Raw genomic sequence first — 10,816 nt, forward strand, 5'->3', positions numbered from 1 at the left:
GTGGGCCATGAGCATCGGCAAAGTCACACTCGTCGGAGGGGGCCCAGGCGAATGGGACCTGCTTACCATCCGCGGCCTGCGCGCACTCGAGGCCGCCGACGTGATCCTCACCGATCACCTCGGCCCCGCCAGCCAGCTCGAGGAATTCCTCGACGTAAAGAGCAAGCTGCTTATCGACGTCGCGAAGCTCCCCTACGGCAAACAGGTCGCCCAAACGCGCACCAACGAACTGCTGGTGGAGCACGCGCTCGCGGGCAAGCACGTGGTGCGGCTCAAGGGCGGTGACCCTTATGTCTTCGGGCGCGGCTTTGAAGAGGTGCAGGCGTGCACTGCCGCGGGCGTGCCGGTTACGATCGTGCCCGGGGTGACCAGCGCGATCTCCGTGCCCGCCGCGGCAGGCGTGCCGGTGACCCAGCGTGGGGTGACGCACGCCTTTACGGTGGTCTCGGGCCACCTGCCGCCGGCGCACCCGAACTCCTTGGTGGATTGGGAGGCGCTCGCACGCGTCGGCGGGACCATCTGCGTGATCATGGGGGTGCGCAATGTGCGTGCGATTGCGGAGACGTTGGTCGGCGCGGGGCTGGACCCGGCCACGCCAGCGGTCGCGGTGCAGGAAGGCGAGACCGCCTCCCAGCGCGTGGTGCACGCGACGGCGTCGACCTTGGCGGATGGCATGGAAGCTGAGTCGATCGCCTCGCCGGCGGTTTACGTCTTCGGGGAGGTCGCCGGCCTTGCGGACGCTCGATAGCCTGATCTGGGATGAGGCTCTCGCCGATGGGATGCCGGACACGCTGCTGATCTGCCACGACCCGACGCTGGATCTGACCCGCCAGGCAGCGCAGGCGGGCCCGCGCGTGCTGTTTCTAGATCCCGATTACGCGCGCAGCCAGGCGGCAGCGGCGACCGGTGCGGAGATCGCGGGGGATAAGCGGTTAGATGAGTTCCTCGCTGGTGCCGGTGAAGGGTCTGTGGTCGGGCTCGGCGAGATGCCGAAGTCCCTGGCCCGACTGGATTACCTTGCCCGCGCTATTGCCGGGGCGGGCTTTGACAGCGCGCGCCTGGTGCTCGGGGCGAACAACAAGCACCTGTCGCGAGGCATGAACACGGTGCTCGCCGACTCCTTCGATACGGTGCGCGGCTCCCGCGGGCGCGGCAAGTTCCGCTGCCTGGTCGCCTCCGGGTCGCGCGATGTTGCGTACGAGCCTGTGACGTCGAGCGGGCTGGTGGCTTTCGGTGGCGTGTTCTCCGGCGCGAAGCCGGACCGCGGCGGCGAGCTGCTCCGCTCTTGCCTGCCGGAAGAACCGGGCCGTCTTCTGGACCTCGGCTGCGGCAACGGCTCGGTCAGCCGCGGCATCGCCGGCGCGGTTGCCACGGATTCGGATGCCGACGCCGTCCTCTCCGCCCGCGCCATCGGACTTCACACCACGTGGGACGACGCCGGCTCGCGGCTTCCGGACGCCAGCTTCGACACCATCGCGCTCAACCCGCCCTTCCACGAAGGCACCACCATTGACGCCACCCTGGTGCAGCACCTCCTCGACGCCGCACAGCGCCTGCTCGCCGCCGACGGCGCGCTGTACGTGGTACATAACTCGCACCTGCGCTACCGCGGCGAGGTTCAGCGACGCTTCGCTGAGGTAGAGCAGGTCGCCCGCGACGCGACGTTTACGGTGCTGCGGGCGCGCCTTTAAGCAGTAATCCGCCCCTGCAGGATCCGCGGCAGCGCCTCCGCCGCCGTTGCCGGCACGACCACGCTGGCCAGGTGTGACAGCTCCGTCGGCTGCGGGGTGACCTCCACGATCGGAATCTCGCGTGCGTGCGCCATCAGCGGCAGCCCCGCGGCAGGGTAGACCACGCCAGAGGTGCCGACGATCAGCAGCGCATCCGCCGTCTTCATCCGCCGCTCCGCCTCGACCCACTCGTCCTGCGGCAGCGCCTCGCCGAACCACACCACGCCCGGCCGCACGAGCCCGCCACACACAGGACAGTGTGGCGGCGCAATCGCCTCGACGGGTTCCTCCGGCAGCGCGATCGGCTCCTCGTACGGGGTGTCGCAGTCGGTGCAGCGAAAGGCAAACAGCGAGCCGTGCAGGTGCACCACGTCTTCGCTGCCCGCACGTTCGTGCAGGTTATCAATGTTTTGCGTCGTCACCGTCACCCCACGCGCCGCCGCAATCGCCCGGTGCCCCGCATTCGGCTCCGCGCGCTGCGCCAGCTGCGCCCGCCAGAGGTACCAGGCGTACATCGTGTCGGGGTCATCGTGCCATGCGCTTATCGACGCCATCGCCACCGGATCCACCTGCTCCCACACCCCAGTCACCGCATCCCGGTACGTAGCGATACCGCTATCCGCGCTCATGCCGGCACCGGTGAAGACTTCGACGTGGTTGGCGCTTGAGAGGATCTGGTGGGCGTCGATAAGCAATTGCTCCATGGCCCTAGTCTAGGGCGTCGATGAACTCCAGGGCCTGGTCTTTGTAGGTGAAGTTGTTGGTGGCGGTGACGGCGTCGCGCATGACATCGCGGTAGAAGGCGCGGTGGCGCGGGTCCTCCGCGTGCAGCTCGCGGGCGCGGCGGGCGGTCTCGGTGGGCAGCAGGCACTCGGTCGGCACGGCGTGAATGCCCAGGTGAGCGGCGCGGGCGCGGGCCTGGGCGGCCTCCATGCGGGTGGTGTAGGCGTGGTTCGGCTCGTAGGTCACCGCGCGGGCGAGGCCGTCTGCGGCGAGCTGCTCATTGACGAAGGTGTCACCTGCGAAGACGGCGGCGAGCTCGCGGCCGTAACGGTCCTCGCGCTCCTGGTCGTGCTCGAGGCGTACGCGGGTGCCGGGCGGGGCGAGCTCGGTGAGCCGATCCGTTGCTTCCTGGTAGAGGCATTCGCCCTGTTCAGGCGTGTCGATGTTGAGCAGGCGGACGCGGACAGTCTCCCCGTCGCGGTCGACGTCGAGGGTGTCGCCGTCGACGATCTTGGTTACCGTTGGCTGATTCTGGCAGGCGGCAAGGGTCGCGGCGGCGAGGATGGTGGCGATGAGGCGGAGCGGGCGCATGTGGGTCTCGCTTACATTATGGCGGCGAAGACGATGCACACCGCGAGAGACGTAACGAGCCCGATGCCCATCCGCCACAGGTAGCGGCGAGCGTGCTCGTGCGCCGTATTGATCTGTAGCTTGCTGGGGTTGGACGGGAATACTGTGATCGGTGCCGGGTCCTGCGGCTCGCTGTAGAAGCCCATGCCGACGGTGTAGCGGAAGTACTCGTTGCGGGTCTGTTCCGCCTCGTCTGTCGGGAGTACCAGGATCTGCTTGCCGGTGTTGACGGCCAACGCGATAGCGAGCACCACGACGCCGATGGTGAACACGATCCAGACCGCAGGCATCAGCCAGCCGGACGGGGCGAGGTTCGTCGACGAGAGCACGGAGAGACACGTGCACACCGACATACCAAGGATGGTTTGGGCGACGAACGTGGCGGTTTTATCGGTGAGTAGTTCGACGCGTTTTGCGTTGGCCTCGGAAAACGGGATCGGGGAGGTGGGCGGTACGTCCGCGGTGCGTCGGACCAGGGAACGCGGTGGCACGCAGAACGCGACCGCGACGGACAGGACCGCGCCAATCCAGATCAAGGCGGTCGCGGCGAGGAACGACTTTGGTTCGTACCGGTCGGGGTTGCCGGCGCCGTCGAAATGCACCGGGATCGGATCCGGGATGGAGTCCCACCGCAGCAGTACGTACGCCAACGTGGCGAGGTAGACGAAGATCGTTGTGGCGTAGTACTGGCGGGACTGCATGGTCTGAGGGTAGCAGGGGCGGATTGGCGTGGTTGCTGACTGTGGTTGCTAAACGGAGCTAGCTCCATTTGGAGCGCGGGCGGGTGGAAAACGCCTGGTCGCGGGTCGCCGAAACTCCTAAACGGAGCTAGCTCCATTTGGACTTGGCGTGGGTGGAAAACGCCTGGTCGCAGGTTGGCGAGATCCCTAAACGGAGCTAGCTCCATTTGGATCCCATCAGGACCCCGGCGGGCCAGATGCGGGAAACCAACCAACAACCACCACTAGACGAAACAACCAATATGTAATAGAAAGAACAGTATGGATTCGAAACGGAAGCAGGAGCTGGCGAACAAGCTCATGGATAGTAATCGGCAAGAAGACAGGCTCGCACACCGGAAACGACCCGCGGCGTACCGCAAGGTCTCCACGCGGTTTTTCATCAGCGTGACGGAATGGAAGCAGCTGCGGTATCACGAAAAACGGTGGCTGGCGGCTTACGCGGTCGGTTGTACGGTGCCGCGGGCGGTGTTGTCGGGCCGGTCGGCGGCGCGGATCCTCGGGATTTGGGTGATCGCGACAACACCGGAGCCGGTGGAGCTGGTCGCGCAGCGGGGTAAGGCTCCGTCACGGAAGCAGTGGCCGCCGGGCGTGGTCTACCGCGACAGATCACCGGGCCACACGCCACCGCAAACCTTCGACCGGCTACGCACAACCGATGCGCTGACCACCGTCTTCGCCATCGCGCTGCGCCACGGCTTCGCGGAGGGCCTCGTCGCGATGGATTGGCTGCTGCGCGAGGGGATGCCGCGCTACCGGATCGAAGAAGCGGCCGCCCGTCTCGGCCGCGTCCGCAATATCGCGACCCTGCGCCAAGTCATCGCGCACGCGGTAGACATCTCGCTGTCGCCGTACGAGTCCTACGCCCGCGCGCTGCTGCTGCAGGCGGGAATCGGCGGTTGGCAGGTCAACGCGCGCATCACCATCCCGCCTCACCTGTACGTGGCTGACCTGCTGCGCGGCAGCCTCATCGTGGAGATCGACGGGGCGCAGAAATACGACGGCACCACCTTCGCCCCGACCGACACGGCGATCCGCGAGGAGCGCGAGCGCGAGAAGCACCTCCAGAACGCCGGTTATGTTGTGGTGCGGGTGTCGCCGGAGCAGCTGCTTGACGACGCCCACGGGTTCCTCACCACCGTCACCCGCATGCTCGGCTTCGCGGAAATGTACGTCACACGACCAGCGTGACCTGGGTGCCGTCGACTTCCGCGGTCATGCCGGCTTCGGTGGCGATGTGGGCGATGTCGTCGGGGGAGGTTGCGGTGGCGTCGTGAAGCGCAAGGGCCCTGGCGAGCTCACCCTTGTACTGCTTGTTGAAGTGGCTGACCACCTTGCGCGAGCCGTCGGGCTGGACGGATTCGACGCGGACGGTGGCCGCGCCGGGGACCGGGCCGAGCTTCTGGTAGGTGCCGGAGCGCAGGTCGACGATGAAGGGGAAGTCGGTAAGCACGTCGGTGATCGCGGTGCCCCACCGGGATTTCAGCGTGGCACCGCCGAGGCGTGCGCCACCCGAGAGCCGGTAGCGCGGGATCATATCACCAGCGCGCACGACACCGAAGAGCGCGGAGCCAATCGCGAGGCGCTCGAGGGCGGGTGTGGGGAGGGTGGGGGCAGACAGGGCGTCGAAAAGCACGCCGGTGTAGCGGAAAATGGCGGGCATGACCGGTGCCTCGGCGAGGTGCAGGTTTTCCTCGGCCTCGGCGCGCTTGGTGGCGGGGATCTTCAGCTGGGCCATCATCTCATCGACAGGAAGCAAAGCCAGATCCCGCATGAGCGCGCTGCGGACGGAGTCGAGCGCGGGGAAGGACACGCTCATCGGCGCGTCCTGGCCGCCGGGCGCTTTGGTCTCAGAAGGTGGGAGGACAATAAGCATGGCCCCCAACCTTAGCGCTAGGATAAACGCCATGATTACACGCCTTTCTCAGCTGTTCCTGCGCACCCTGCGCGAAGACCCCGCCGACGCCGAAGTCCCCAGCCACAAGCTGCTGGTTCGCGCCGGCTACATCCGCCGCGCCGCGCCGGGCGTGTACTCCTGGCTGCCGCTGGGGCTGCGCACGATGCGCAAGATTGAGGGCGTGGTGCGCGAGGAGATGGACGCGATGGGTGGCCAGGAGCTGCTCTTCCCGGCACTGCTGCCGAAGGAGCCCTACGAGGCGACCAACCGCTGGGACGAGTACGGCGACGATCTCTTCCGCCTGAAGGACCGCAAAGGCGCGGACATGCTGCTCGGGCCCACGCACGAGGAGATGTTCACCCAGACGGTAAAGGACCTGTACTCCAGCTACAAGGACTTCCCGGTCACGCTGTACCAGATCCAGACGAAGTACCGCGACGAGGCGCGTCCGCGCGCGGGTATTCTGCGCGGCCGCGAGTTCGTGATGAAGGACAGCTACTCCTTCGACATGTCGGACGCGGGGCTCGATGCGTCGTACGCGAAGCACCGCGAGACCTACCAGCGCATCTTCGGTCGCGTGGGCATCCGCTACGAGATCTGTAAGGCGACCTCGGGTGCGATGGGTGGCTCGGCCTCCGAGGAGTTCCTGGCGTACAGCGAAAACGGCGAGGACACCTTCGTGGTTTCCTCGGCGGGCGACTACGCGGCGAACGTCGAGGCCGTGGTCACGGTCCCGCCGGCACCGACCCCGATCGAGGGCCAGCCGGAGGCGCAGGATTATGACACTCCGGCGTCGGAGACGATCGAGGCACTGGTCACGTGGGCCAACGACGCTGGGGTGACGATCGACGGTCGCGCAGTCGAGGCCTCCGACACACTCAAGTGCATGATGATCAAGGTGGACGATCCGCGCGCGGTCGACGAGGACGGTAACAAGGTTGGCCCGCAGCTGACCGGTGTGCTCATCCCGGGTAACCGCGAGCTGGACGAGAAGCGCCTCGAGGCCTCCCTGGAGCCGGCGACCTTCGAGCTGGCCAGCGATGAGGACTTCAAGAACACCGACTTTTTGGTCAAGGGCTACGTCGGCCCGCGGGCGCTTAACGCCAACGGCGTACGTGTGCTCGCGGACCCGCGCGTGGTGGAGGGCTCGAGCTGGATTACCGGTGCGGATGCGCCGCAGAAGCACGTGGTGGGCCTGGTCGCCGGCCGCGACTTCACCGTCGACGCCTTCGTCGAGGCCGCCGAGGTCCACGAGGGTGATCCGGCACCGGAGGGCAACGGCACCGTGCAGCTGGCGCGCGGCATCGAGCTGGGCCACATCTTCCAGCTCGGCCGCAAGTACACCGAGGCGATGGACGTGCAGATCCTGGACGAGAACGGCAAGCGCGCCGTGCCGACCATGGGTTCCTACGGCATCGGTGTCTCCCGCATGATGGCGGTCGTGGCCGAGCAGCGCCACGACGAGAAGGGCCTGGTCTGGCCGGTCGCGATCGCGCCGTACCAGGTGCACGTCGCGGTGGCCAACAAGGATGCCGCCGCGCTCGAGGCCGGCGATCGTATCGCCGCGGAGCTCTCGGACGCGGGGCTCGAGGTGCTTTTCGACGACCGCCCGAAGGTTTCCCCGGGCGTGAAGTTCAAAGACGCCGAGCTCCTCGGTATGCCGTTCATCGTGATCCTGGGCCGCGCGTTCGCCGACGGCAACGTGGAGCTGCGCATCCGCGGTGGCGAGACCCTCGAGGTCCCGGCCGACGAGATCGTGGAGAAGGTGCGCGAGCTGGTCGCGGAGCAGCTCGCGGCGTAACCCGAGCTACACGCGCTGCGCGTTCGCCGCGAGCTCCACGGCCAGGTGGCGGAAAACGTCGGACTGGGCGTGGGCGGCGGTGGCGCGCCACTGGTCGATGAGCGTTTGCTGCTGCGACTGCGCGTATGCGCTAGCCGAGGCCGCATCACTCGGGGCGGGTACGCCCGCGAAGTCGTAGCCGGGTGCCGCTTCCGGCACGTCGCCGCTTGGCTCGAGCGCTTCGCGAAGGGCGAGTGCGCGGGCATCGGAGGCTTCGCGGAGCTCGTCGAGTCGCGCATCCGTGGCGTCGTCGGCGTAGGCGGTGGCCATACCGAAGCCGTACTGGGCGGCGTACTCGGCGCGCAGCATCGCGCGGGCGGCCTCGAGGTCCTCCTCGTTGTCCAACGCCTCACCGTCTACGTCTGCCGCATCCGCTTCCTGGCCCGCGCGCAAGTCAATGGCCTGCGCCACCAGAAGGGTGACGGAGTCCTCGGGGACGTTCGCGGCGGCGTCGAGTAGCGCGGCGGTAGCTAGGTGGGCTGCGGCGGAGGGGTCGGCGTTGCCGGTGGCCTCGCCGGGGCCGCGCTCGATGGCACAGGTGGTGGGTACTTCCCCGGTTTCGGTGGTGCCGCAGAGACGCTCGACCTCGTTGAAGAGTTGGGTGGCCTGGGTTTGTCGGGTGTGGGCCAACGTGGCGTCGTCAAGCACTTGCCCATCGGCAAAAGCCTGCTGCGCGAGCGCGACGAGCTCGGCGTTCGGGCGCGGGCCGACGATATCGAGTGCGTTGCAGGCGGTAAGCGGTAGGGCACAAAGCGTGACGGCGAGGAGTTTCTTCACGCGGAAAACCGTACACGATAGGGTGGTGGGCATGGCTTTTCCTACACCTGAGCAGCTGGGCGCGCTGGTCGCGCCGATTGCCCGCAACCACGAGTTGGACGTTGAGCAGATCCGTGCGGTGCGCGCCGGCAAGAAATCGCAGGTGGTCATCGCGCTCGACGGTGATACGCCCCCGACCTTAGACGAGTTGGAGGTCGTCTCCAACGAGCTCAGCGAGCTTTTCGACGCTCGCGAGGACGCCGGCGACCTCAACTTCGGAGCCGGCTACACCCTCGAGGTGACCACCCCGGGCGTGGACATGCCGCTGACAGAGCCGCGCCACTGGCGGCGCAACCGCGGCCGCGCCGTGGCGCTTCTCGACGCCGACGGCAAGAAGGAACTGTGGCGCATCGGCGCGCTCGACGAGACGGAAACCCGTGTTGCGCTGATCGAGCGCGGGGCGAAAGTGCCTGCGGTGCAGGCCCGGTTGGTTTCCGAAATGCCCAAGGCAGTGGTAGAAATTGAATTTAAAGCGCCACCGGCGGCCGAGCAGGAGCTGGTAGACGCACCGTTCGACGAAGTAGTAGACGCGTAAGCCCAACAGGCTTACCTGGGAGGAAGACAAGTGAATATTGACTTGAACGCGCTCAAAGTGATTGAGGACAAGCAGGGGATCGAGGTCGATGACCTGTTGACCACCATTGCGAGCGCGCTGTTGTTTGCCTACCTGGATTACCGCGAGGTGGATCCAGGTGAAAACACCAAGTCACGCGTGGACATCGACCCGGATACCGGCGATGTACATGTCATGGTCAGCGAGCTCGACGACGAGGGCGAAGTGCTCTCCGAGTACGATGCCACGCCGGTCAACTTCTCCCGCATCGGTGCGCCCGCAGTGCGCGACGCGATCAAGCGCCGCCTGCGCGAAGTGGAGGCCGGGCGCGTCTACACCGAGTACTCCGAGTTTGAGGGCCGCGTGGTCTCTGGCGTGGTGCAGCGCGACGCGAACGCGGAGGCCCGCGGGCTGACGATCGTGCAGCTGGGCACCGAGGCCGACCCGCAGGACGGCATCCTTTTGCCCGCGGAGCAGATCCCGGGCGAGCGGCTCACCCACGGCGACCGCGTGAAGGCCTACGTGGTGGGCGTGAACAAGGGGGAGCGCAACGTGCAGGTCAACCTGTCGCGCACGCACCCGGAGCTGGTCCGCGGCCTGTTCGCGCTCGAGGTGCCGGAGGTGGAAGACGGCTCGGTGGAGATCATCGCGATCGCGCGTGAGGCGGGCCACCGTTCCAAGGTGGCGGTGCGCGCCACCGTCAAGGGTGTGAACGCCAAGGGTGCCTGCATTGGGCCGCGTGGCTCGCGTGTGTCCAATGTCATGAAGGAGCTCGGCGGCGAGAAAATCGACATTATCGACTACTCGGACAACCCCGCGACCTACGTGGGTAACTCGCTGGCACCGTCGAAGGTGATCAAGGTTGAGGTGCTCGATGAGGAAGCCCAGGCGGCGCGCGTGACCGTGCCGGATTACCAGCTCTCGCTGGCGATTGGCAAGGAAGGGCAGAACGCCCGCCTCGCCGCGCGACTGACGGGCTGGAAGATAGATATTCACTCCGACGCGGCCACGGACTAGCGAATTTATGGGCTGAAAATGACACCGGTGTGAGCCGGTGTCGGCCCCGCTGAGCTTAGGAAGTATTTTTTAGCGCGGTTTTGGCGTAGGCTAGTACACGGCTTAATTCCCGCGTGCCGTGTCATGTACGTGCCGGTGCAGTAGCGGGTGTCTGGCCGGTGAGCTACCGCGAGGCGAAAAGGAAGGTGCTGGATGAGTGATGCGCGCAAGCGTCCCATCCGTACCCGTACCTGTATCGCCACGCGTGAGGCACTGCCAGATACGCGCCTGCTGCGGCTCGTGCAAGACCCGGACGTTCCCGGCCGCATTGTGGCCGACCCAGCCCGGAAGTTGCCGGGCAGGGGAGCGTGGATCACACCCACGCGGGACGCACTCGAGCTGGCGGAACAGCGGCGTGCCTTTGCGCGCGCTTTCCGTCTGTCCACTCCGGTGGACCTAGGTCATGTACACACGTACCTCGCCACACTGGCGAAAGACCCAACGCAAGTAAGGAAGACCGAACACTGATGAGTACACAACCGTGAAGCAGCATCAGCGATGAAAGTCATTGACCACGTCTAGGGGTCGGTACCCGTAACCGGGCACCGCGCTCCTAGCACAAACTACAAGGAGACACGTGCCCGGAAAGTTACGAGTACACGAGCTTGCAAAGAAGCTTGGAGTTACGAGTAAGGAACTGCTCGCCACGCTCAAGGAGCAGGGCGAGTTTGTAAAGACCGCCTCGTCGACCATTGAGTCGCCGGTTGTGCGGAAGATGACCGCGTTCTACGAAGCAAAGAACGAAGGACAGAACGCGGACAACGAGCCGAAGGAAGACAAGGCAGCCAAGCCTGCGGCGCCGAAGCCCGGCCAGGCCGCCAAGCCCGCAGC

At 66.4% G+C, this 10,816-nt stretch carries 13 protein-coding genes; 8 read left to right on the plus strand and 5 right to left on the minus strand.

Annotation, left to right across the window (positions count from 1 at the left end; translation table 11 throughout):
• The first annotated feature begins 7 nt into the window (after positions 1-7).
• Together cobA and HMPREF2550_RS06800 are read left to right on the plus strand one after the other, a co-directional pair.
• The gene (gene cobA, locus HMPREF2550_RS06795; protein ID WP_070790450.1) at positions 8-748 is read left to right on the plus strand and encodes a uroporphyrinogen-III C-methyltransferase; all 741 of its coding nucleotides are present in this window, start codon (positions 8-10) and stop codon (positions 746-748) included.
• Positions 732-1,691 carry a class I SAM-dependent methyltransferase gene (locus HMPREF2550_RS06800; protein ID WP_070790451.1) on the plus strand — a complete coding sequence of 320 codons (960 nt, stop codon included), beginning with the start codon at positions 732-734 and terminating at the stop codon, positions 1,689-1,691. The genes cobA and HMPREF2550_RS06800 overlap by 17 nt, the downstream gene beginning before the upstream one ends.
• On the opposite strand, the gene HMPREF2550_RS06805 is transcribed toward HMPREF2550_RS06800, so the two are convergent.
• From HMPREF2550_RS06805 to HMPREF2550_RS06815, 3 genes are read right to left on the minus strand one after another with little or no spacing between them, the layout of a single operon-like run.
• Positions 1,688-2,434: an NAD-dependent deacylase gene (locus HMPREF2550_RS06805; RefSeq protein ID WP_070790452.1), complete on the minus strand. Its 747-nt coding sequence runs from the start codon at positions 2,432-2,434 to the stop codon at positions 1,688-1,690. The two genes, HMPREF2550_RS06800 and HMPREF2550_RS06805, sit on opposite strands and share 4 nt — an antisense overlap.
• A 4-nt stretch (positions 2,435-2,438) precedes the next feature.
• Positions 2,439-3,044: a thermonuclease family protein gene (locus HMPREF2550_RS06810; protein ID WP_070763675.1), complete on the minus strand. Its 606-nt coding sequence runs from the start codon at positions 3,042-3,044 to the stop codon at positions 2,439-2,441.
• A gap of 11 nt (positions 3,045-3,055) precedes the next feature.
• Positions 3,056-3,784, minus strand: a complete 729-nt coding sequence (locus tag HMPREF2550_RS06815; RefSeq protein ID WP_070790453.1) for a DUF1648 domain-containing protein — start codon at positions 3,782-3,784, stop codon at positions 3,056-3,058.
• A 300-nt stretch (positions 3,785-4,084) separates the two neighbouring features.
• Here HMPREF2550_RS06815 and HMPREF2550_RS06820 point away from each other — a divergent pair, with 300 nt between their 5' ends.
• Positions 4,085-5,014: a hypothetical protein gene (locus HMPREF2550_RS06820; RefSeq protein ID WP_070790454.1), complete on the plus strand. Its 930-nt coding sequence runs from the start codon at positions 4,085-4,087 to the stop codon at positions 5,012-5,014.
• Here the strand turns inward: HMPREF2550_RS06820 and yaaA are convergent.
• Positions 4,998-5,699, minus strand: coding sequence for a peroxide stress protein YaaA (yaaA, locus tag HMPREF2550_RS06825; protein WP_070763681.1), 702 nt, complete (start codon positions 5,697-5,699; stop codon positions 4,998-5,000). The genes HMPREF2550_RS06820 and yaaA overlap by 17 nt on opposite strands.
• A 31-nt stretch (positions 5,700-5,730) precedes the next feature.
• On the opposite strand from yaaA, the gene HMPREF2550_RS06830 reads away from it, so the two are divergent.
• Positions 5,731-7,521, plus strand: a complete 1,791-nt coding sequence (locus HMPREF2550_RS06830) for a proline--tRNA ligase (protein ID WP_070790455.1) — start codon at positions 5,731-5,733, stop codon at positions 7,519-7,521.
• A gap of 6 nt (positions 7,522-7,527) precedes the next feature.
• Here the strand turns inward: HMPREF2550_RS06830 and HMPREF2550_RS12105 are convergent, their stop codons facing one another.
• Positions 7,528-8,337, minus strand: a complete 810-nt coding sequence (locus tag HMPREF2550_RS12105) for a DUF4439 domain-containing protein (RefSeq protein ID WP_070790563.1) — start codon at positions 8,335-8,337, stop codon at positions 7,528-7,530.
• Positions 8,338-8,368: 31 nt separating this feature from the next.
• On the opposite strand from HMPREF2550_RS12105, the gene rimP reads away from it, so the two are divergent.
• From rimP to HMPREF2550_RS12465, 4 genes are all read left to right on the plus strand, one after another.
• Entirely contained in the window at positions 8,369-8,911 is a 543-nt protein-coding gene (gene rimP, locus HMPREF2550_RS06840; RefSeq protein ID WP_070790562.1) for a ribosome maturation factor RimP, read from the plus strand.
• A gap of 30 nt (positions 8,912-8,941) precedes the next feature.
• Positions 8,942-9,946: a transcription termination factor NusA gene (gene nusA, locus HMPREF2550_RS06845; protein ID WP_070790456.1), complete on the plus strand. Its 1,005-nt coding sequence runs from the start codon at positions 8,942-8,944 to the stop codon at positions 9,944-9,946.
• A 192-nt stretch (positions 9,947-10,138) separates the two neighbouring features.
• A complete protein-coding gene (locus HMPREF2550_RS06850; protein WP_070790457.1) occupies positions 10,139-10,453 on the plus strand; it encodes a YlxR family protein in 315 nt (104 codons plus the stop codon).
• Positions 10,454-10,562: 109 nt separating this feature from the next.
• A partial coding sequence (locus tag HMPREF2550_RS12465) for a translation initiation factor IF-2 N-terminal domain-containing protein (RefSeq protein ID WP_246819777.1) occupies positions 10,563-10,816 on the plus strand: 254 nt, incomplete at its 3' end.

Source organism: Corynebacterium sp. HMSC074A01, from assembly GCF_001831515.1.
Taxonomy (GTDB): Bacteria; Actinomycetota; Actinomycetes; order Mycobacteriales; family Mycobacteriaceae; genus Corynebacterium.

What these genes read in the sequence shown, in the direction of transcription:
- HMPREF2550_RS06850 (WP_070790457.1), top strand. Translation starts at nt 10,139, where the DNA reads ATGAGTGATGCGCGCAAGCGTCCCATCCGTACCCGTACCTGTATCGCC.
- yaaA (WP_070763681.1), bottom strand. Translation starts at nt 5,699, where the DNA reads ATGCTTATTGTCCTCCCACCTTCTGAGACCAAAGCGCCCGGCGGCCAG.
- HMPREF2550_RS06830 (WP_070790455.1), top strand. Translation starts at nt 5,731, where the DNA reads ATGATTACACGCCTTTCTCAGCTGTTCCTGCGCACCCTGCGCGAAGAC.
- HMPREF2550_RS06815 (WP_070790453.1), bottom strand. Translation starts at nt 3,784, where the DNA reads ATGCAGTCCCGCCAGTACTACGCCACAACGATCTTCGTCTACCTCGCC.
- HMPREF2550_RS06810 (WP_070763675.1), bottom strand. Translation starts at nt 3,044, where the DNA reads ATGCGCCCGCTCCGCCTCATCGCCACCATCCTCGCCGCCGCGACCCTT.
- cobA (WP_070790450.1), top strand. Translation starts at nt 8, where the DNA reads ATGAGCATCGGCAAAGTCACACTCGTCGGAGGGGGCCCAGGCGAATGG.
- HMPREF2550_RS06820 (WP_070790454.1), top strand. Translation starts at nt 4,085, where the DNA reads ATGGATTCGAAACGGAAGCAGGAGCTGGCGAACAAGCTCATGGATAGT.
- rimP (WP_070790562.1), top strand. Translation starts at nt 8,369, where the DNA reads ATGGCTTTTCCTACACCTGAGCAGCTGGGCGCGCTGGTCGCGCCGATT.
- HMPREF2550_RS06805 (WP_070790452.1), bottom strand. Translation starts at nt 2,434, where the DNA reads ATGGAGCAATTGCTTATCGACGCCCACCAGATCCTCTCAAGCGCCAAC.